Here is a 20,847-nt window from a genome sequence, read left to right on the forward strand (position 1 = left end):
ATGGCTATCCTGTCATGATCTGATCGCTGATATCGGAATCCAACGTGGCAAAGTCAAATATGTTGCCGGTCATCAGCGCTTCGGGGACGACCCGCGCCCAGCTGAGCGCCGAAACGCGCACCGCACCGCTGCGCCGGAGCGCCCTGGCGGCGGCGCGCAAGGTCGCCCCGCTGGCATGGACATCGTCGATCAGGATCAGGTGACGTCCCGCGGCTCTCGCCTTGGCATCGGGGGCCAGCGCAAACGCGCCCGCGACGATCTTCTCGCGCTCGCGCCGGGACTTGCCGCGCAGCGACGCGGTCGCCCTGGCGCGCAGCAACAGATGATGATCGTGCGGGGCGCCGGTCAGCCGCGTCAGTTCGTCGGCGACGAGCGCCGCCTGGTTGAACCCGCGCGACCAGAGCCGCCGGCGGTGGAGCGGGATCGGCACGAGCAGCGCCTCTCCCCCGTCCGCCAGGGTCGTCAACGGCCGCGCCATCAGGCGCGCCATCAGCCGGGCATGACCGAGCCGCCGGCCATATTTGAGCCGCAGCGCGACGGTGCGCGCCGCGGGGCCATAAGCGACCGCCGCCGGAGCGCCATCGAAGGGCGGCGGATTCGTGAGACAGGCGCCGCATTGCAAATCGGCGCCCGCCAGCGCCCGCGGCAGGGGGATCGAACAGCGGGCGCAGGCGGGACCATCGAGGAAATCGAGCGATTGCCAGCAGGCCAGGCAGAATTGCCGGTCGCCGGCGACGATGATCCCGCAGGCGGGACAGCGCGGCGGCAAGGCATAGTCGACGATCGCCCGGCCCGCGTCGCGGAGGCCGCGCAGCAGGCTTGCGGCCCGCGCCGGCGTTTCGCTCTCGACCTGCCCCGCCGCGCTAGGGTCAGGATCTGCTAGTTGCACGTTCGAGGCGTCGAAATGGCGAAGATATCGCGTTCGGGCGGGTGCAGGGGTAGCACCGCTACCCGCGAGGCCGCGCGGGCGCGAGATCGAAGCCATTTCGGCGTCCCTTCGGGATTTGACCGATTTTGCCCGCGGCGTCGTCGGAAAGTCTTGAGATATCGACATATCCCAGCGCCTTTCCTCCTAGCCCTGAGCAAAATCGCTTCAAACCTCGATCGCGCAGCTAGCAGATCCTGACCCTTGGCCATGTCCGACTTGTGAAGCATCGCACGAGGCGGCACAAGCGCCGCATGTCGCAGCCCCCCGCCCCGCTTTTTTCCTCCGCGCGCCACCGCGCCCAGCGCGATCGCCTGGCGCACCTGCCCGCCGAGGCCAATTTTCTCGCGCCGATCATCGCCGAAACGCTGCTCGACCGCCTGTCGATGGTGACGCGCCGGTTCCCGCGAACCCTGCTGATCGGTGCCCATGACGGCGCGCTCGCCGACCATCTGCGCGCGATGGGCACCGAATTGACGATATTCGAGGCGGGGCCGGCACTGGCCGCCGCGACGGGGGCGATCGTGGGAGAGGCCGATGCGATCGACCTGCCCTTCGCCAGTTTCGATCTGATCGTCTGGCCCGGCGGACTCGACAGCGTCAACGACGTGCCCGGAGCGCTCGTCCGGTTGCGCGCGCTGCTCGCGCCCGATGGCTTGCTGCTCGGCGCCTTCGTCGGCGACGGCAGCCTGGCGCGACTACGGCGCGCGGTGATGACCGACGGGGTGCGCTCGATCGCCCGCCTGCATCCACAGATCGACCTCGCGGCGATGGGCAATCTGCTCCAGCGCACCGGTTTCACCATGCCGGTGGTCGACGTCGACGCGCTGAGCGTGCGCTATGGCGACTGGTTCGCGCTCGTCCGCGATCTACGCGCCGCAGGCCTGTCGAGCCGGCTATCCCCCGCGCCGCCGCCGTTGACGCGCGAAGAGGCGACGCACATCGCGGTCGCCTTTGCGGCGCAGGCCGACCCCGACGGCCGCGTCGCCGAACATTTCCGACTGATCCATTTCAGCGGCTGGGCACCGCATCCCGATCAGCCCAAACCCGCGCGACGCGGCAGCGGCACCGCGTCGCTCGCCGACGCGCTGAAACCGAAAGACTAGGGTCCTAGAGCAAGGCGTCGAGCAGCCCGATCAGCGGGCGGTCGGCGGGCGGCATGTCGAGGCCGTAAAGCTCGACCGGCCGCACCCAGCGCAGCGCCGTGGCGTGCTGCGCCACCGGCACGCCTTGCCATTTGCGCAGCGCATAAACGAGCAGCAGCAAATGCCGGTCGCCCAGCGGTTCGCTCGCAAAACAGGCGGGGGCCAGGCAGGCATGATCGACCACGATTCCCAGTTCCTCGTCGAGTTCGCGGATCAACGCCGCCTCGGGGGTCTCGCCGGGTTCGATCTTGCCGCCCGGAAACTCCCACAAACCGGCCATCGCCGTGCCTTCGGGACGTTGCTGGACGAGCACCCGCCCGTCGCGATCGACCAGCGCCGCGGCGACCACAATGAGACAGTTTTCGGCGGCTTTTATTGATGGGACAGAGGACAAATTATTAACCCTGATATGCGAAATCCGGAATCCTCGGGAACTCTAGGACCAGAATCCCCGAATTGCACGGCCGAGGTTCGAACGATTCTATCGTCTCGGACCCATGGCGCGATTGCGGCACGGACCAGTGCGGCATCGCGCGCACGTCACGGCCATGGACGGTCGTCCGGCGATTCGGGAATGCTGAGCCTGGAAAAAAGGCAGGGGCAGAATGATGACCAAGATTGCCAAGTTGCTGCGGTCGACCAGCGCCGCGACGGCTGTCGAATATGGGCTGATACTGGCCCTGATCTTTATCGCGGCGATGACCGCGATCACCAATGTCGGCAATTCGACCATCAGCATGTGGAACAATGTATCGACCGCGTCGACGAACGCGATGTGAGATTTCGGCTGTCCGAAAATGGGACTGACGAAAGCGGCCAAGAGCCGGCGGCGCATTAAGAAATTCAAAACCAATTCGCCGTAGAAGTGCAAATGTTGACCCGACCAGACCGTCAACAGGGTAAGTGACTTATCAGGAGACCAGACATGAAGTTTCTCAAGAAATTCGTTCGCGACACCAAGGCCGCGACCGCCATCGAATACGGCCTGATCGCCGCTCTGATCGCCGTCGCCGGCATCACCGCGATGACCTCGGTCGGCAAGAGCGTCAGCGGCACGTTCAACAACGTGAACACCGCGCTCACGACCTAATATTGCGATTTCGCCGACCGGTCCGCCGGCCGGCAATCCAATAGAAAGGGCGGTGGAGCAATCCACCGCCCTTTTTGCTGTCCGGTCGAAAAGTCCGCGCCGGTTCAGCGGCTCGCATACACCACGATCTTGACCTTCTGCCCCGGCGTCAGACGGCTTGTCGCGGTCAGCCGGTTGAGCACCTGAAACCGCTCGGTCTGGTAATTGCTGTACGCCATACGCCGCGCCAGCGTCGCCACGGTGTCGCCGCGGCCGACCGTCACCACATCGATGCGGCGCGGCTTGATCGCGGTGGCTTCCGCCGTGCTGAGGCGGCGCACGCTGTTGTACATCGTATTGAACACGCTGCCGCCGCCCGCCTTGGTCAGCGCAACGAAGTGAAACGCGCTGGTCCGCGAAAATTCATAGGCAAAGACCGTGACGTCGACCTGGCCCGACTGGGTGTTCGCCCGCGCCGTCGAAGTATAAGCGGGGATTCCGTTCACCGTCGTGCGCTGGATGCTGCTGGGTGTCAGCGCGGTGTTGCCCGCCACCGATTTGAACGCCGCGGCGACATAGGCATTCATGTCGCCGTTATAGGCCGCCGTCGTGAACTGCGCCTGCCCGCCGGTGCCGCTGACCGACACCGCGGCCGCGCCATTCTGCATCCCGTAACCGCTCGGCACCGCGAATTTCAGCCGCAGGTCGGGGTGGAGGAATTCATTGCCCTCGACGACGCCCTGCGCCGGATCGTCGCCATAGAGCACGCCGTCGACCGACGCGAGGAAGGCCTCGGCGTTGCGCACGCCGCCGGTCCCCGCACCCGAAGCGAGCGTCTGGGCGTTGCGCACGCGCGAGGCCGGGTCGGGGTGAGTGCTCGCCCATTCGGGCAGCGCGCGCGCATCGCCGCCCGACAGGCGGGCATCGAGATTGGTCTGGTTGGCGAGGCTGGCGAGCACCGTCGACAGCGCCAGCGGATCATAGCCCGCCTTGCGCAGATACTGGACGCCCAGTTGATCCGCCTCCAGTTCCTGACTGCGCGAGAATCCCAAGGTCGCGAGCTGCGCGACCTTCATGGCGTTGTTCTGAAGCAGCCCGCCGAGACCCCCGAGCAACCCGCCATTGTCGCCGATCGCGCCGCCGAGCACCCCGGCGAGGACGCCGAGGATCGAATTGCGCGTCGCCGCCGACTGCCGCTTCTTGCTATGCTGGGCCGCGACATGGCCGACCTCGTGGCCGAGCACGCCCGCGAGTTCGGCTTCGTCGTTCATCAGCGCCATCAGCTGGCGTGTGACGTAAATATAGCCGCCGGGGATCGCGAAGGCGTTGTTCACCGGCGAATTGAGCAGGGTGACGGTGAAGTCGCTACGCGCGTTCGAAAGGCCCGATTGCACCGCGATAGCCTGCCCGACGCGCCCGACATAGGCGGCCTGCGGCCCGGTGTAGGTGCCGCCGAATTCCTGCACCAGTTCGGGATGCGCGTCGCTGCCCTGCTTGCGCTCGCTCGCGGTGATGCTGGTCGCCGTCTTGATCGTCTTGGTTTTCGCATCGGCAATACCGCCGATCGTCACCGCGCTGGCAAGCAGCGCAGCCATCGCCAATTTCGTCCGGGTCATTTTGATCTCCCTTGGTCCTGTCCGCGATACCATAAGCCTATATTCGCGCGCGAAAAGACGCGCCATGAACATCCGGCTCAGGCAATTGACAGGGAAAACGTCGGTCCCGCGATCGGGTTCCGCCGCCTGTGGGTTCTAGGCGCGGCCCATGGCGAGGAATTTCTCCTCGCGCGCCGCAAGAATCTTGTCGCGCGGCAGGCCCGATAGCGCATCGAGTTCCTGCTCGATCGCGTCGCCCAGCGCCTTGATCGCAATTTCTGGCGCACGATGCGCGCCGCCGACGGGTTCGGGAACGATGCGGTCGATGATCTTCAGCGCGAGCAGATCCTCGGGCGTCATTTTCATCGCCGCCGCCGCGTCGGCCGCCTTGTCGGCGGTGCGCCACAGGATCGATGCGCAGCCCTCGGGCGAAATCACCGAATAGACGGCATGTTCGAACATCAGCACCCGGTTCGCCGCGGCGATCGCGATCGCGCCGCCCGATCCACCTTCGCCGACCACTGTCGCGACCATCGGCACGCCGAGCGCCAGGCATTGTTCGGTCGAGCGCGCGATCGCCTCGGCCTGCCCGCGTTCCTCGGCCTGGATCCCCGGGAAGGCGCCCGAGGTGTCGACGAGTGTGATCACCGGCAGCCCGAACCGGTCGGCGAGCTGCATCAACCGGATCGCCTTGCGATAGCCTTCGGGCTTCGCCATGCCGAAATTATGCTTCATCCGCGACGGGATATCGTCGCCCTTTTCATGCCCGATCACCATCACGCGGCGACCGCGAAAACGTGCGAGCCCGCCGAGGATCGCCTGATCGTCGCCAAAATTTCGGTCGCCGGCCAGCGGCATCCAGTCGTCGAACAGCCCCGCGACATAATGTTTGAAATGCGGCCGGTCGGGATGGCGTGCGACCTGCGTCTTTTGCCAGGGCGTCAGCTTCGCATAGATATCGCGCAACATCTTCGAGGATTTGTCCTCGAGCCGCGCGATGTCGCCCTCGATATTGAGCGTCGGATCGTCGCCCATTTCGCGCAATTCGGCAATCTGGCGATCAAGCGCCGCGACCTGTTTTTCGAAGTCCAGAAAGGCTGTCATCTGTGCGCGGTTAGGACGATGGCGCCGCAACGTCAACGTTCGCCGCCACCCCGCCCTTCGCGACATCCATGCGCGCGAGCGGATGGCGGCGATTGACGAGTTCTACAAGGCGCCGACTGTCGACATGGGTGTAGATTTCGGTCGTCGCGATATCGGCGTGGCCGAGCATCAGCTGCAGCGCGCGCAGATCGGCGCCGCCCTCCAGCAGGTGCGTCGCAAAGGCGTGGCGCAGCACATGCGGGCTCACCGCGGTCGGATCGATCCCGGCACGCGCCGCCAGATCGCGCAGCATCTGGAACAGGCGCACCCGCGAAACATGGCTCTTACCCGATGGAAACAGCCAGGACGTCCCGTCGGCGAGCAACGGCAGCCAGCGATCGAGTGCATTGCGCGCACGCTCCGACAGCGGGACCAGCCGCTCCTTGTCGCCCTTGCCGCGCACGATCAGATAGAGCCGCTCGCCCGCGATCGCCCGCCGCGGCAGCGACACCAATTCGCTCGCGCGCAGCCCCGAACCGTAAAGCAGTTCGAGCAGCAGCAACATCCGCACCGCGGCAGCAGGCGGCGCGTCCCCGTCGGCCTCCCCGCCCGCCTGCGCGAACAGGCGCTCGACATCGTCATGGGTCAATATACGCGGCAGCGGTCGCCGTGTCGTCGGCCGCGCAAGCGCCTGCGCCGGGTCATCGGCCCGCTCGCCCTCGTCGCGCAGGAACGCGTAAAATTGCCGCAGTGCCGATAATTTACGCGCCGCGCTGCTCGCCGCAAGTGATTGATAACCAGCCATGATCGTGCGCAGCGCGTCGGTGTCGGCATCCGCCAGCCCGTGCGGCGCCATCGTTGCCGCCTGCTCCAGGTCGCGGCGATAAGCGACGAGCGTGTTGCGCGCCGCGCCGCGTTCGGCGGCCATCATTTCGAGGAAACGGTCGATCAGCGCGGCGTCGCCGTCGCGCATGGTCAGACCCGAACCAGCGCCTCGGCCGCGATCATCCGCGCCTCCGACGCCAGCCCGACTTCGCGCAACGCCTTCACGATATGATAGAGATGATAGGGCGGCATCGTCGACCAGTCGCCCTGCATCCCCGCTGCCGCGAGCAGCGCGACCATGCCCGGTTCGCCGCGCGCTGCGGCGTCCGAAATCGCGCGCGTCCAGCGCGTCTGCTTGCCGAGGTTCACCTCGAGATCGCTCGCCGCCGACGCCGCCTGGCCGCTGTCGATGCGCCCGAGACCGGCCAGCCCCGCCAGCAGCAGCTTGCTACGCTGATAATCGGCGCTGTCGTCGTCGCCCGAAAAATTCGACACCGCGCTCGCGGTCGTGCCGTTGAGCGCGCGCGGCGATCCAACCGCGAGGACCCCCCAGGCGCGGCTGCCGACATTGACCGTCGGCACCCAATCGATCGCGCGATTGTCGTAACCGCCCGCGAGCATCGACCCGATCAACTGCCAGGGATCGCTGCCGACCGCGGTGCCGACCGGCAACGCCGCGGCGGCGCGAGCCGTCGCGACCTGCGCCGCGTAACGATCGACCGGATTGCTGCCTCGGCCCCACAGGCTTTCCATCGCCGCATAGCGATCGGCCGCCGTTTCGCCGCCAAAGGCACTGCGCAACAGATCGGTCTGCGCGGCCAGGCTTTCGGGCGGCTCCTCGTCGCTCGCCGCGGCGCTGAGCAGCGAGACATAGGCTTCGCTCGACAGCACCCCGCGTGCCGCGGCGTCGGGCGCGGCGGCGACGCGGTCGGCCATCTCGCTCATCGGCGCGAGCACGGTCCAGGCGCGCATCGCCGGGGTGGCGGTGCCGCGCAGCGGCGCCGGAATCGGCGTCGCGGTCGCGGTCGCCATGCCGAAGCGCCAGCTCGTCAATTTGTCGATCTTGTCCCACTGGATCGTGATCGAACGCCCGCCCGCGCCGCTCGCGCCGAGCACGCGTTCGGCGAGCAAAATGTCGAAATTCGATACCTTGCCGCTCGATCGCACGCGGCTCATCGCCCAGCCGGCGGGACCCGCCTCGCCCGACAGGCCGGCGCAGATGCCGGCGGCGAGCCGCCACGCCTGTTCGTCGCCATGCGCGAGGCCGGCGGGGACATAGGGGCACATGCCCGCAGGATCGGCGTTGGCGAGGAAAACCTGCTGCGCCGTCGCGACGAGCCGCGGACTCGCGCGGTCGTAATCGACCGACTGGACGATCGTGCGCGCGATATTCGCCTCGCCCATACGCAACAGCAAGCCGGCGCGGTCGGCGGCGAGGTCGGCGCCATTGATCGTGTCGGGGGTGTCGATCGCGGAGGCGAGCGAACGCCGCAGCAGGATCGCGCCCCAGCGCGACGCCAGCGGCCCGCGCGTCGAACGCATGATCGCGGCGGCATATTGGCCGCGCACGCCGAATGCATCGGGGCCAAGGCCGCCGGTTTCCGGCGTCAGCGGGCCGATGCGGGTAAGCAGGCGCCGCGCACCGGGCGGCAGGTCGTATTTCAGCGTGCCGGGTTCGACCTCTTCGCCGTCCTCGACCTCCTCGTCGTCGGTCGCAGTCGCGGTCGTGGCGGTGCCGGGGAGCGTCGCGGTGACGGTCGGGGCGACCGGCCCGGCCTTCGGCGTCGACGAAGGGGTCGGTGTCGCGGTCGGCGCGGGGGTCGGCGACGGGCTCGGCGTCGGGGCCGGATTGCCGAAACCTTCGGGCAGCAGCGATTCCTGCGCGAGCGCGGGCAGGACCAGCGCGGCGGCGAGAGCGGCGCCCGACAGGCCCAGCGTCAGCGATACCAGCCGCGTCTTCATTGCGGGCGGCTTTCGGGCGTCGCGCTGTCGGCAATCTTGTCGGTCACATCCACCTCAATCATTCGCGGTTCGATCGGCCGGCCCAGGAAAATCAGCAGCAGCCAGAAAACCAGCAGCACCAACAGGAACACGACCAATCGACCGACCCAGCGGCCTTTCCCCGATCTGCCCCGCCTGCGCAATATCCAATGCCATCCTTTGCCGACCAGAAGCCCGTTTTGCGCGGCGCAGCAAAACCATTGTCCCGCGCGGTCCAGCCGGTATAGCCGCGCCCAGCATGACGCGAAACCCGAAAAGCCCGGCACCGATTTCCTCGGGGGCCCTGTCCGCGGCGATCCGCGAGCGGCCGATCGTTCTCGTCGGGCTGATGGGATCGGGCAAGTCGACGATCGGCCGCCGTCTCGCCTCACGGCTCGGGATGCGCTTCGCCGACGCCGACGACGAGATAGAGCGCGCGGCGGGCATGACGATCAGCGAGATTTTCGCGCGCTTCGGTGAGGCGCAATTCCGCGACGGCGAGCGCCGCGTCATCGCGCGCCTGCTGACCGGCAAGCCGCTCGTCCTCGCGACCGGCGGCGGCGCCTTCATGAACGAAGAGACGCGCGCGCTGATCAAGCAGGCCAGCCTGTCGATCTGGCTCGACGCCGACATTCCGACCCTCGTCGAACGCGTCGGGCGCCGCAGCCACCGCCCGCTGCTCAAGAATCGCGATCCGGGCGAGGTGCTGCGCGAACTCGCCGTCGTCCGTAACCCGATCTATGCCGAGGCGCATATCCGCGTCAGCTCGGCGTCGAGCCCGCACGACCATACGGTGCGCGCGATTTTGGAGGCCCTTTCGCAATGGAACGCCTGACCGTCGAACTCGGCAGCCGCAGCTATCCGATCCTGATCGGCGACGGCCTGATCCGCGACATCGGCACTCATGTCGCGCCGCTGCTCAAGCGCCCGCGCACGATGATCGTCACCGACGACCATGTCGCGCAGCACTATCTGACGTCAGTCGGCGCCTCGCTCGGCGCCGAAGGCATTTCCTTCTCCTCGCTGGTCCTGCCGGCGGGCGAGGGCAGCAAGAGCTGGGCCGGCCTCGGCCGCCTCACCGAATGGCTGATCGGCGAGGGCGTGGAACGCAGCGACCATGTCATCGCGCTCGGCGGCGGGGTGATCGGCGACCTCGTCGGTTTCGCGTGCAGCATCGTCAAACGCGGCTGTGCCTTCGTACAGGTGCCGACCACGCTGCTGGCGCAGGTCGACAGCAGCGTCGGCGGTAAGACCGCGATCAACGTCGCGGCGGGCAAGAATCTCATCGGCGCCTTCCACCAGCCCGCGCTCGTCCTGATCGATCCGACGACGCTCGCAACGCTGCCGCGCCGCGAACTCGGCGCGGGCTATGCCGAAGTCGTCAAATATGGCCTGATCGACGATCCCACCTTCTTCGCCTGGTGCGAGGCGAACGGCGCCGCGTTACTCGCGGGCGACAGCGCCGCCCGGCACAAAGCGATTGCGCACAGCGTATCGGCCAAGGCGCGCATCGTCGCCGCCGACGAGCGCGAAACGCAGGATATCCGCGCGCTGCTCAACCTCGGCCACAGCTTCGGCCACGCGCTCGAGGCCGAGACCGGCTATTCGGACCGACTGCTCCACGGCGAAGCGGTCGCCGCGGGCATGGTGCTGGCGCATCAGTTTTCGGCCGCGAACGGCCTCTGCCCGCCGGAGGACGCCGCCCGCGTCCGTGACCATCTCGCCAGCGTCGACCTGCCGCACAGCCTCGCGAGCGCCGGCGTCAACAGCGACGGCGCGACGCTCGCGGCGCACATGGCGCACGACAAGAAGGTACGCGGCGGCAAGCTGCCGCTGATCCTGACGCGGGGCATCGGCCAAAGCTTCGTGACCGAAGACTATGGCCTCGACAAGGTCGCGGCGTTTCTGGACGGCGCCGACGCCGCCTAGGCGAACGGCTCACCCTCGGCCTCTTCCTTCGCCAGCTTCGCCGCGCGGCGCGTTTCGCGCAGTTTCTCGAGGATGCTCGTCCCCTCGCGGCTACCCCCGGGCTGGAAACGATGGTCCATGCCCGCCGACAGGTCTCCATCGACCAGCTGCGCATCGAGCCGCACCTCGTCGAGGTGACGCAGCGCCGCTTCGACATCCTCGATCTCGCGCCGGTCGATGTCGAGCTGTTCGAGCGCCATCAACCCCAGCGCGATCGAGCTTTCGAACACCTCGCGCACCGCGCCGCTCGCTCCCGCCCCGTCGATCGCCATCAACTGGCGGCGGTCGAACACGCGCATCAGCACCTTCGCATTGGGGAAGGCCTCGACCACCGGGCGCAGCGCGGCGGCATCGACGCTGCGATCGTCGATGCAATAGACAATCAGCTTGACGTCATCGGCCCCCGCGCGGCGCAGCAGGTCGAGCCGCAGCCCGTCGCCGAAATAGACCTTGGTGTCGAACCGTTCCGACAGCTCGATCTGGCTCGGCTTCTTGTCGATCAGCGTCACCGAACAATCGACCGCATGCAGCATCTGCGAAACGATCTGTCCAAACCGCCCATAACCGATCACCAGCGCCGATCCGCGCGGCGCATCCTCGGGACCGGCGAGCTCCTGGCCATCGCGGTCGGGCGCGAATTCCAGGTTGCGCGCGAACAGCATCAGGAAGGGCGTCGACACCATCGACAGCGTCACCACCGCGCTGAACAGGCTCGCTGCCTCGGGGGCGATCAGCAGCGCGTCCGACGCCTGGGTGAAGAGCAGGAAACCGAACTCGCCGCCCTGGCTGAGCAGCAGACCGAGGCCGAGCGCGGCCTTCCACGACATGCCGTACACGCGCGCGATCCCGGTGAGAACGCCGACCTTGACCGCGACCAGCCCCGCCGCGAGGCCGAGGACGAGCCAGGGCCGCTCCATCACCGCGCCGACATCGAGCACCATGCCCACCGCAAGGAAAAACAGGCCGAGCAGGACGAGGCGGAAGGGCTCGACATCGGCCTCGATCTCGTGCCGGTACGGCGAGTCGGCGAGCATCACACCCGCGATGAAGGCCCCGAGCGCGGTCGACAGATGCAGGCTGTGCATGAAGGCCGCGCTCGCCAGCACCACCAGCAGCCCGACGACGACGAACAGCTCGCGCTCGCCATAGCGCCCGACGAGGCGCAGCAACGGGTTGACGATGAAGCGTCCGACCAGAACCAGCGCGGCGATCGCGCCGACCGTATAAAGCCCCATCTGCCATCCCGGCGGCGCCGACGGGTCGGCGGGCGCGCGCGACAGCGCGGCGACGATGGTGATCATCGGCACGATCGCGAGATCCTGGAACAACAGGATCGAAAAGGCCTTTTCGCCGAAGGGCGAATTGATCGTGCCCGAAGATTTGAGGCTGGGCAGGACCTGCGCGGTCGATGACAGCGCCAGCGGCAGGCCGAGCGCCAGCGCCGCCTGCCAGCTGAACCCCAGCGTCGCGAGGATCAGCGCGGTGAGGATCAGCCCGCTCACCACGACCTGCGCCATGCCCAGCCCAAAGATCGCGCGGCGCAGTTCCCACAGGCGGCGCGGATGGAGTTCGAGCCCGACGAGGAACAGCAGGAAGGCGATGCCGATCTCGGCGAAGGCGAGTTTCGATTCGCCGCCACCGACCAGCCCCAGCCCATGCGGGCCAACGAGCGCGCCCGCGATCAGATAGCCGAGCACCGCACCGAGGCCGAGGCGGCGAAAGATCATGACGAACAGGGTCGCGACGCCGAGCAGGATCGCCCCTTCGAACAACATCGTGTCGGTCGCGACACCATTGCCGGCCGCGATGCCCGACGCGGCGGTCGCGAGCAGCAACAGGCTCATGCGCCCGCGGTCTCCGCCTCATAGGCCGCGATCGCCGCATCGAAGGGCAGCAGGATGGCGCCGTGCCGCGCGGGATAATCCTTCGCCGGCGCCAGCAGGTCGAAGCCGGGCCAGTCGGGCTGGTCGCCGGTGCCGCCAAACCAGCCCGCTATGGCTGTCCGCGCGGCGCGGATATCGTCGAGGCTTCGCCCCTTCGCATGGCGCGCGAGCAGTGCCGCCGACGCCTGTCCGAGCGCGCAGGCCTCGACATGCAGGCCCACGGCGGTCACGCGGCCATCGCCGTCGGTATCGAGATCGAGGATGATCCGGCTGCCGCAGAGCGGCGCGCGCAGCGAGGCGTGATGGCGCGCATCGGGCAGCGGCAGATATTCGGCGGTCGCGACCGCGAGCGACAAAATGTCGCGATTATAGAGCGGCGCGCTCATTTCGCGCCCGCGGCGGACGCGTCCTTGTTGTCCTTGGCGCTGCCGTTTGCCTCGGCCTCGCGCGCTGCGGCGCGGCGCTCGGCGATGACCTTGCTCATCGCCGCGCTCGTGGCATTGAGCGCCGGATAGGTGCGGCTGTCGGTCATCCACGCCGGGCGCTGCGTATTGCCATAACCGATGTCGTACAGCAGCGTGACGAGCAGGAAGCCGATCGAAGCGATCAGCAGCCCCTTCACGGCACCGAAGCCCGCGCCCAGCCCGCGGTCGAACCCGCCGACGAGCGAGGCGCGGCTGCGCTTGCCCATCGCGCGCGATCCCCATTTGGCGAGCGCGAACACCCCGCCGAAAACGAGCACGAAGGCGAGCACCGCCGCGCCGCCCTGGGTCCCGACCCAGCCGCTGACGAGGCCGGTCACCATGCCGTGAAACAGGCGCACGGCGACGATCGCCAGCACCCAGGCGAGGAGGGTCGTCACCTCCTGCACCAGGCCGCGCGTAAAACCGAGCACCGCGCCGCCGCCAACCAGCACGAGCACGACGATATCCAGAGCCGTCAGACTTCCCATTTGCCGGTCGCTAGTCGCGCCCGAGCATCAGGTCAACGAGTTCGCCCAATCGGCCGAAACCGGTGACCGAAATCCCGCCGACGCCCTTCATCCCCTTGGGACCCCAGCCGGTCGAGAAACCGAGCTTCGCCGCCTCGCGCAACCGCAGCCCGTCGTGCGACACCGGGCGCACCTCGCCCGACAGCGACAATTCGCCGAACACGATCGCATCGGCGGGCACCGGCCGCTCGCTGAACGCCGAGATCAGCGCCGCCGCGACCGCGAGGTCGGCCGCGGGATCGGTGAGCCGATAACCGCCCGCGATATTCAGATAGACCTCCGCCCCGCCAAGCTGCAGCCCGCAGCGCGCCTCGAGCACCGCGAGCACCATCGCGAGCCGCCCGCTGTCCCAGCCAACCACCGCGCGGCGCGGCGTTGCTCCGCTCGCCAGCCGCACGGTCAGCGCCTGCACCTCGACCAGCACCGGCCTTGTGCCTTCGAGCGCGGGGAACACCACCGACCCCGGCACGTCGCGGCTGCGGTCGGTCAGGAACAGGCTCGACGGGTTGGCGACTTCGCCCAGCCCGCCCTCGCCCATCGCGAACACCCCGATCTCGTCGGTGCCGCCGAAACGGTTCTTGACCGCGCGCAGGATGCGATATTGATGGCTGCGCTCGCCCTCGAACGCCAGCACCGTGTCGACCATATGTTCGAGCACGCGGGGCCCCGCGATCGTCCCGTCCTTGGTGACATGGCCGACGAGCACCAGCGCCGCGCCGCTGTCCTTGGCATAGCGGATCAGTTCCTGCGCCGAGGCGCGGACCTGGCTCACCGTGCCCGGCGCGCCTTCGATCAGGTCGCTGTGCATCGTCTGGATCGAATCGATGACGATGAAATCGGGATCGCTGCCGCCAAGCGTCGCCAATATGTCGCGCACCGAGGTCGCGCTCGCGAGTTGCACCGGCGCCTTGCCCAGCCCCAGCCGTTGCGCGCGCAGCCGCACCTGCGCCGCCGCTTCCTCGCCGCTGATATAGACGACCGTCTTGCCCGCCAGCGCGAGCCGCCCGGCTGCCTGCAACAACAGCGTCGACTTGCCGATCCCCGGATCGCCGCCGATCAGCGTGGCCGACCCCGCGACGAAGCCGCCGCCGAGCGCGCGGTCGAACTCGGCGATGCCGCACAGCATCCGCTCGGGCATGATGCTGTGCGCGTCGAGCGCCTCGAGCGCAATCGTCCGTCCGCCTTTGCTGAGGTCGTGCTTCGCCGAAAAGGCGGTTTCGCCGGCTTCTTCGACCAGCGTGTTCCACTCGCCGCAATCGGCGCACTGCCCCTGCCAGCGATAGGTGGCCGAGCCGCAATTCTGGCAGACATATTGGCGTTTCGCTTTGGCCATGGGGTTCGCTTAGCGGGAACAAAAATGGAACGCCAGCCCTTTATCCCGTCGCCATTGCGAGCGAAGCGAAGCAATCCAGAGCGTGCGGTAACCGCTCTGGATTGCTTCGCTTCGCTCGCAATGACGGGGAAAGGGTTCTAGGGGAGCGAAGAAACCGAATCGCCTGCCCTCAAGGAAGCCCCCATGAAATTCTTCGCCGACACCGCCGAAATCGCCGACATCCAGGAACTCGCCGCGACCGGCCTGCTCGACGGGGTCACCACCAACCCCTCGCTGATCGCCAAGTCGGGCCGCGATTTCAAGGAAGTGACGCGCGAGATTTGCGCGCTCACCACCGGCCCCGTCTCGGCCGAGGTCGTCGCGCTCGACCATGAAACGATGATGAAGGAGGCCGAAATCCTCCGCAAGATCGCTTCCAACGTCTGCATCAAGGTGCCGCTGACCATCGACGGCCTCAAGACGTGCAAGGCGCTGACCGGCGACGGCACGATGGTCAATGTCACCCTCTGCTTCTCGGCGGCGCAGGCGCTGCTCGCGGCCAAGGCCGGCGCGACCTTCGTCTCGCCCTTCGTCGGCCGCCACGACGACAACGGCTTCGACGGCATGCAGCTGATTTCGGATATCCGGCTGATCTACGACAATTATGGCTATGAGACCGAAATCCTCGTCGCCAGCGTCCGCCACGGCATCCATGTTCTCGAAGCCGCCAAGATCGGCGCCGACGTGATGACCGCGCCGCCGTCGGTCATCAAGGGGCTGTTCAAGCACATCCTGACCGAAAAGGGCATCGAAGGCTTCCTCGCCGACTGGGCGAAGACCGGGCAGTCGATCTGAAGATAGAGATCCTCCCTGCGGCGCAGCCGTGGGGAGGGGGACCGCCGCGAAGCGGTGGTGGAGGGGCCGGCGACGTCGCGCCATGGCCCCTCCNCGCGACAGGGAGGATTCATCCCTTTACAGTTGACGTAAACGTCAACTCACGCCGATACTCCCCTACGACAAAGGGAGAGATTCGATGACCGACACCGCCGCCCCCGCCGTTCTGACGCAGCGTCAGGGCCATATCCTGATCATCACGATCAACCGGCCCGAGGCGCGCAACGCGGTCAATGCCGACGTCCATGTCGGCATCGGCACCGCGCTCGAAGAGGCCGAGAACGACCCCGAGATCCGCGTCGTCGTGATCACCGGCGCGGGCGACAAGAGCTTCTGCGCCGGCGCCGACCTTGTCGCACTGTCGCGCGGCGGCAAGCTCGCACCCGACGATGAGGCGCAGCAGGCGTGGGGCTTCGCGGGCATGGTCGCGCACCCGATCTCGAAACCGATCATCGCGGCGGTCAACGGCTTCGCCTTTGGCGGCGGCTGCGAGATCGCGCTGATGAGCGACATTGTTGTCGCGGCGGAAACCGCCCAATTCGGCCTGCCCGAGGTCAAGGTCGGGCTGTTCGCCGCCGCCGGCGGCGCCTTTCGCATCGCGCGCCAGCTGCCGCAAAAGCTCGCGATGGAGCATCTGCTCACCGGTGACCCCTTCGATGCACAGGCCGCGCATCGCTATGGCTTCGCCAATCGGGTTGTCCCGCTCGCCGACCTGATGCCGACCGCCATCGCGCTCGCCGAAAAGATCGCCGCCAACGCGCCGCTGTCGGTGCAGGTGTCGAAACGCGTCGCGCTCGGCATCCACGAAGGCCGTATCGCGTCGGACGCGGCGGCGTGGGAGGCGAACACCCTCGAACGCAACCGGCTGATGCGCAGCGAGGACGCGCGCGAAGGCCCGCTCGCCTTCGCGCAGAAGCGCAAGCCCGAGTGGAAGGCACGCTAGGATGACAATGACCGATCCCGAACTTATCCCCGTCATCATCGGCGTCGGGCAGGTCAACGACCGCCCCGCCGATCCCGACCAGGGCCTCGATTCGCTTGGCCTGATGGTCGCGGCGCTGAAGGTCGCCGCCGAAGACGCGGGCGTGTCGCTGACCGAAATCGACAGCCTCGCGATCGTCGACCAGATCAGCTTCCACAGCCTCGGCAAGCTTCCCGAACCGCTCGCCGCCGCGATCGGTGCGACCCCTGCGATCAACTACCAGTCGGCGGCGCCGCACGGCGACACCCCGATCCGCCTGCTCAACGAGGCCGCGAACCGCATCGGCGCCGGCGAGATCAAACTCGCCGCGATCGTCGGTGCAGAAGCGCTGCGCACCGCCGCCGGCCGCGCCGCCAAGGCCGCGAAAGGCGAAGACAAAAGCTATAACGCGATCCGCCAGGTCGCGACCCGTCGCGAACCCAATTATTCGCAATTGCACGGACTCTCGGCCCCGGTCGATGTCTATCCGCTCTACGAAAACGCCACCCGCGCCGCCTGGGGCCAGACGCTGACCGAGGCACAGGACGAAAGCGCCGCGATCTGGTCGCGTTTTTCCGAAGTCGCCGCCGCCAACGATGGCGCGTGGATCCGCAAGCCCGCGACGCCGGCCGACATCCTGACCGTCGACGAACGCAACCGCCCGATCGCCTTTCCTTACTCGAAGCTGATGGTCGCCAATTCGTCGGTGAATCAGGGTGCGGGCTTCCTCGTGACCAGCCTCGCCGAAGCGCGGCGCCGCGGCATCGCCGAGGACCGGCTCATTTACGTGGGCATGGGCGCGGCGGCGAAAGAACCCGCCAACATCCTCCACCGCGACCGCTACGACGGCAGCGTCAGCATGGAAACGAGCATCAACCGCACGCTCGCGCTCAACAGCATGACCGTCGAGGATTTCGATTGCGTCGAACTCTACAGCTGCTTCCCCTGCGTGCCCAAGATGGCGCGGCGTACGCTCGGCTGGTCGGTCGACAAGCCCGCGACCGTTTTCGGCGGCCTGACCTTCGGCGGCGGCCCGATCGCCAATTACATGAGCCACGCGGTGGTCTCGATGGTCGAAAAGCTGCGCAAGGAGGGCCGCTACGGCTTCCTGTTCGCCAATGGCGGCTTCGCGACCGACAATCATTGCATCGTCCTCGGCAGCGAACCGATCGCCGCCGCCAGCTTCCCGCAGGATTTCGACTATCAGGCCGAAGCCGAGGAAAAGCGCGGCCCCGTCCCCGAACTGGTCAAGGACTATGCGGGGCCGGCGACGATCGAAAGCTACACGATCTTCTATGGCCGCGACGGCGCGCCGAAAGCCGGCGTGGTGGTGGCGCGCACGCCCGATGGCCAGCGCACGCTGGCGCATGTCGATGTCAGCGATGCCGCGATGCTGGCGTTCCTGACCGACGGCAAGGCCGAGCCGGTCGGCACGGCGGGCGCGGTCGTGGCGCTGGGCGAGGATCGCTTCGGCTGGCGCGCATAAGCCTCTCCCCTCCCGCAAGCGGGAGGGGAACATCGTCCCAAATTCACTCGCGCACGATCGGCTAAGCCGATAGGCTCCACCACATGAAAAGGCTCCTGCTCCCTGCGGCCCTCGCAGCCGCGACGATGTTCGGCTGCACACCGGCGATACCCGCCGAGCCGACGATGCAGGAATTGCTACGCGATCCGGCGGTGTCCGAATTTGCCGCCTGGCAGGCAAAACACAGCCTCCCCGCGATCGAACTCGAGCCTGCGGGTCCGGCCCCCGCCACGGCGGGCGGCACACGCATCGGCGGCCCGGTCTGGCTGGCGGCCGGCGAAGCCTGGCCCGCCGACCCCGAAGGACGGCCGATGTCCTTCCTCGCCCAGGTCGATTTTGCCGAACTGCCGCCGCTGCCCGACTATCCGACCAGCGGCGTGCTGCAATTCTTCCTCGCCCGCGACGACCTGTATGGCGCGAATTTCGAGAAGCCCGAGGCCGGCAAGTTTCGTGTCATCTGGCGCGAAAAGCTGGGTGGCCCCGGCCGGTTGCACAGCGGGCGGCCAGCGGGGGACCGCGGGATCGACGATTATTCCCCGCTCTACGACGCCACCGTCGCGCGAGGCATCGCGCTGAAGCCGAAACGGACCGATCAGGTCCCGTCGGTCGAATCCTGGCTCGCCGAACGCGACCTCGCCACGCTGCTCAACGACCGCGCCAAGAGCGACCGCATCTATGCCTTCGCCGACAAGCAGATCGAACTGGCGACCCAGGGCCACCATGTCGGCGGCCACCCCGGCTTCACCCAGTCCGACTGGCGCGCGGACAAGCGCTATCAGGACGTCGACCGCGTCCTCCTCAACCTGTGGAGCGACGACCACATCATGTGGGGCGACTCCGGGCAGGGCCAGTTCATGATCCGGCGCGAAGACCTGCTCAAGCGCGACTTCAGCAAGATCTTCTACCAATGGGACTGCTATTGAGCACAGCGGCCTAAATGTCGAACGACACACCCTGCGCCAGCGGCAGCGCGTCCGAATAATTCACCGTGTTCGTCGCGCGCCGCATATATTGGCGCCAGCTGTCCGCCCCGCTCTCGCGCCCGCCGCCGGTCTCCTTCTCGCCGCCGAACGCCCCGCCGATCTCGGCGCCGCTGGTACCAAGGTTGACGTTGGCGATCCCGCAGTCGCTGGCGACCAGGAAGCGTTCGGCCTCGCGCATGTCGGTGGTGAAGATCGCCGACGACAGGCCGGCAGCGACGGCATTATGTTCGTCGATCACCGCATCGAGGTCGTCATAGCGCATCACATAAAGGATCGGCGCGAAGGTCTCTTCGAGCACCGGTCCGACCTGCCCCGGCATCTCGACCAGCGCGGGCCGCACATAGAAGCTCGCGCCTTCGCCGACGCGCGCGCCACCATGGATCATGCCTCCGGCCGCCGCCGCAGCGGTCAGGGCGTCCTGCATCATTTCGAACGCAGCGCGGTCGATCAGCGGCCCGACGAGCACCTCGCGCTCCAGCGGATTGCCGACCCCGACGCTCGCATAGGCCGCCTTCAGCTTGGCGACGAAGCCGTCGTAGATGCTGTCGTGCAGGAATAATCGCCGCGTCGTCGTGCAGCGCTGCCCCGCGGTCCCCATCGCCCCGAACGCCACCCCGCGCAGCGCGAGGTCGAGATCGGCCGACGGCGCGACGATCACGCCATTGTTGCCGCCAAGCTCGAGGATCGCGCGCGCGAAGCGCTCGGCCAGCCGCGGCGCGACCGCGCGGCCCATGCGCGTCGACCCCGTCGCCGACAGCAAGGCCACGCGCTTGTCGTCGACCAATGCCTCGCCCGCCTCGCGCCCGCCGATCAGCAGTTGCGACAGGCCCTCCGGCGCGTCGCCGAACCGCGCGACCGCGCGCGCGAAAATCGCCTGCGTGGCGAGCGCGGTCAGCGGCGTCTTTTCCGACGGTTTCCACACCACGCTGTTGCCGCACACCAGCGCCAGCGCCGCATTCCACGTCCACACCGCGACCGGAAAGTTGAACGCCGAAATCACCCCGACGACGCCCAGCGGATGCCACACCTCCATCATCCGGTGCCCCGGCCGCTCGGTCGCGATGGTCAGGCCGTAAAGCTGGCGCGACAGCCCGACCGCGAAGTCGCAGATGTCGATCATCTCCTGCACTTCGCCCGCGCCCTCGGACGGAATCTTGCCCGCCTCAATCGTCACCAGCTTCGCCAGATCGTCCTTGGCCGCGCGCAATTCCTCGCCCCACAGCCGTACCAGTTCGCCGCGCCGCGGTGCCGGAACGTTGCGCCACGCGCGAAAGGCGGCAACCGCCTTGTCCAGCGTCTCGTCGATCACCGCCGCGTCGGTGACGCGCAGCATCGCGACCGGCTCGCCGGTCAGCGGCGTCACCGAAGGCATCGATCCGTCGGTCCACAACGCCCGGTCCACGCCCAGCCCGTCGAGCAGCCGCCCGACCTCTTCGCCGATCCCGGTCATCGATAGTCCTTTCCATTGCGATCTCGTGCCGCCTCTAATCCCCTCCACCCGTTCGTGTCGAGCGAAGTCGAGACACCCCGAAGTCGTATGCGACCGACGCACACCTCGACTTCGCTCGATGCGAACGGATAAGGAGGGACTGACAAGATTCGCGGCCCAAGCGAGGGCCTGAAAGCGGGAGAAGCAACGTGTCCGACCTACCCCCCTCCGAACCCCTGGTCCCCGTCCCCGCCGACGCCGCCGCGAACACCCATTGCA

Annotated in this window: 21 protein-coding genes; 9 read left to right on the forward strand and 12 right to left on the reverse strand. The window is 67.6% G+C overall.

Annotation, left to right across the window (positions count from 1 at the left end; genetic code table 11):
• Positions 1-4: 4 nt before the first annotated feature.
• A complete protein-coding gene (locus ASD67_RS03365) occupies positions 5-817 on the reverse strand; it encodes a ComF family protein (protein ID WP_056343450.1) in 813 nt (270 codons plus the stop codon).
• Positions 818-1,179: 362 nt separating this feature from the next.
• Here ASD67_RS03365 and ASD67_RS03370 point away from each other — a divergent pair, with 362 nt between their 5' ends.
• Complete coding sequence (locus ASD67_RS03370; protein ID WP_056343369.1) at positions 1,180-2,031, forward strand: methyltransferase domain-containing protein; 852 nt, start codon at positions 1,180-1,182, stop codon at positions 2,029-2,031.
• A 4-nt stretch (positions 2,032-2,035) separates the two neighbouring features.
• Here ASD67_RS03370 and ASD67_RS03375 read toward each other — a convergent pair whose 3' ends face one another.
• On the reverse strand, positions 2,036-2,419 hold the full coding sequence (locus ASD67_RS03375; RefSeq protein ID WP_200937981.1) for a (deoxy)nucleoside triphosphate pyrophosphohydrolase: 384 nt from the start codon (positions 2,417-2,419) through the stop codon (positions 2,036-2,038).
• 259 nt (positions 2,420-2,678) lie between these two features.
• Here ASD67_RS03375 and ASD67_RS22545 point away from each other — a divergent pair, with 259 nt between their 5' ends.
• Together ASD67_RS22545 and ASD67_RS03380 are read left to right on the forward strand one after the other, a co-directional pair.
• Positions 2,679-2,849 (forward strand): Flp family type IVb pilin, encoded by a 171-nt coding sequence (locus tag ASD67_RS22545; RefSeq protein WP_082544820.1) that lies wholly within the window; start codon positions 2,679-2,681, stop codon positions 2,847-2,849.
• A gap of 146 nt (positions 2,850-2,995) precedes the next feature.
• Positions 2,996-3,160 (forward strand): Flp family type IVb pilin, encoded by a 165-nt coding sequence (locus tag ASD67_RS03380; protein ID WP_056343372.1) that lies wholly within the window; start codon positions 2,996-2,998, stop codon positions 3,158-3,160.
• Between the two features lie 104 nt (positions 3,161-3,264).
• Here the strand turns inward: ASD67_RS03380 and ASD67_RS03385 are convergent, their stop codons facing one another.
• From ASD67_RS03385 to ASD67_RS23590, 5 genes are all read right to left on the reverse strand, one after another.
• Positions 3,265-4,755, reverse strand: a complete 1,491-nt coding sequence (locus tag ASD67_RS03385; protein ID WP_056343374.1) for a M48 family metalloprotease — start codon at positions 4,753-4,755, stop codon at positions 3,265-3,267.
• A gap of 135 nt (positions 4,756-4,890) precedes the next feature.
• Complete coding sequence (locus tag ASD67_RS03390) at positions 4,891-5,838, reverse strand: acetyl-CoA carboxylase carboxyltransferase subunit alpha (protein ID WP_056343377.1); 948 nt, start codon at positions 5,836-5,838, stop codon at positions 4,891-4,893.
• 10 nt (positions 5,839-5,848) lie between these two features.
• The gene (locus ASD67_RS03395; protein ID WP_056343381.1) at positions 5,849-6,790 is read right to left on the reverse strand and encodes a tyrosine recombinase; all 942 of its coding nucleotides are present in this window, start codon (positions 6,788-6,790) and stop codon (positions 5,849-5,851) included.
• A 2-nt stretch (positions 6,791-6,792) separates the two neighbouring features.
• Positions 6,793-8,604: a hypothetical protein gene (locus ASD67_RS03400; RefSeq protein ID WP_056343382.1), complete on the reverse strand. Its 1,812-nt coding sequence runs from the start codon at positions 8,602-8,604 to the stop codon at positions 6,793-6,795.
• Positions 8,601-8,741, reverse strand: a complete 141-nt coding sequence (locus ASD67_RS23590) for a hypothetical protein (RefSeq protein WP_156377553.1) — start codon at positions 8,739-8,741, stop codon at positions 8,601-8,603. Before ASD67_RS23590 ends, ASD67_RS03400 begins: the two co-directional genes overlap by 4 nt.
• A 140-nt stretch (positions 8,742-8,881) precedes the next feature.
• On the opposite strand from ASD67_RS23590, the gene ASD67_RS03405 reads away from it, so the two are divergent.
• Both ASD67_RS03405 and aroB read left to right on the forward strand, forming a co-directional pair.
• On the forward strand, positions 8,882-9,457 hold the full coding sequence (locus ASD67_RS03405) for a shikimate kinase (protein ID WP_082544812.1): 576 nt from the start codon (positions 8,882-8,884) through the stop codon (positions 9,455-9,457).
• Complete coding sequence (gene aroB / locus ASD67_RS03410) at positions 9,445-10,551, forward strand: 3-dehydroquinate synthase (RefSeq protein ID WP_056343385.1); 1,107 nt, start codon at positions 9,445-9,447, stop codon at positions 10,549-10,551. The genes ASD67_RS03405 and aroB overlap by 13 nt, the downstream gene beginning before the upstream one ends.
• Here the strand turns inward: aroB and ASD67_RS03415 are convergent.
• The 4 genes from ASD67_RS03415 to radA are packed head-to-tail and all read right to left on the reverse strand — an operon-like array spanning position 10,548 to position 14,797.
• Positions 10,548-12,434, reverse strand: coding sequence for a cation:proton antiporter domain-containing protein (locus ASD67_RS03415; protein ID WP_056343389.1), 1,887 nt, complete (start codon positions 12,432-12,434; stop codon positions 10,548-10,550). The genes aroB and ASD67_RS03415 overlap by 4 nt on opposite strands.
• Positions 12,431-12,859 (reverse strand): iron-sulfur cluster assembly scaffold protein, encoded by a 429-nt coding sequence (locus ASD67_RS03420; RefSeq protein WP_056343392.1) that lies wholly within the window; start codon positions 12,857-12,859, stop codon positions 12,431-12,433. The genes ASD67_RS03415 and ASD67_RS03420 overlap by 4 nt, the downstream gene beginning before the upstream one ends.
• Complete coding sequence (locus ASD67_RS03425; protein WP_082544813.1) at positions 12,856-13,425, reverse strand: CvpA family protein; 570 nt, start codon at positions 13,423-13,425, stop codon at positions 12,856-12,858. Before ASD67_RS03425 ends, ASD67_RS03420 begins: the two co-directional genes overlap by 4 nt.
• Before the next feature lie 10 nt (positions 13,426-13,435).
• The gene (gene radA / locus ASD67_RS03430) at positions 13,436-14,797 is read right to left on the reverse strand and encodes a DNA repair protein RadA (protein ID WP_056343395.1); all 1,362 of its coding nucleotides are present in this window, start codon (positions 14,795-14,797) and stop codon (positions 13,436-13,438) included.
• Between the two features lie 183 nt (positions 14,798-14,980).
• Between radA and fsa the strand changes: the two genes are divergently transcribed.
• The 4 genes from fsa to ASD67_RS03450 all read left to right on the forward strand — a co-directional run bounded on the left by fsa (position 14,981) and on the right by ASD67_RS03450 (position 19,079).
• Positions 14,981-15,631: a fructose-6-phosphate aldolase gene (gene fsa, locus ASD67_RS03435; protein WP_056343398.1), complete on the forward strand. Its 651-nt coding sequence runs from the start codon at positions 14,981-14,983 to the stop codon at positions 15,629-15,631.
• 178 nt (positions 15,632-15,809) lie between these two features.
• Entirely contained in the window at positions 15,810-16,613 is an 804-nt protein-coding gene (locus tag ASD67_RS03440; protein ID WP_056343400.1) for an enoyl-CoA hydratase-related protein, read from the forward strand.
• Position 16,614: 1 nt separating this feature from the next.
• Entirely contained in the window at positions 16,615-18,117 is a 1,503-nt protein-coding gene (locus tag ASD67_RS03445) for an acetyl-CoA acetyltransferase (RefSeq protein WP_056343403.1), read from the forward strand.
• An 83-nt stretch (positions 18,118-18,200) separates the two neighbouring features.
• Positions 18,201-19,079, forward strand: coding sequence for a YwqG family protein (locus ASD67_RS03450; protein WP_056343406.1), 879 nt, complete (start codon positions 18,201-18,203; stop codon positions 19,077-19,079).
• Between the two features lie 10 nt (positions 19,080-19,089).
• Here ASD67_RS03450 and amaB read toward each other — a convergent pair whose 3' ends face one another.
• The gene (gene amaB, locus ASD67_RS03455) at positions 19,090-20,589 is read right to left on the reverse strand and encodes an L-piperidine-6-carboxylate dehydrogenase (RefSeq protein ID WP_056343409.1); all 1,500 of its coding nucleotides are present in this window, start codon (positions 20,587-20,589) and stop codon (positions 19,090-19,092) included.
• Positions 20,590-20,847 lie beyond the last annotated feature (258 nt).

This window comes from Sphingopyxis sp. Root1497, from assembly GCF_001427085.1.
In the GTDB taxonomy this organism is placed as follows: domain Bacteria; phylum Pseudomonadota; class Alphaproteobacteria; order Sphingomonadales; family Sphingomonadaceae; genus Sphingopyxis.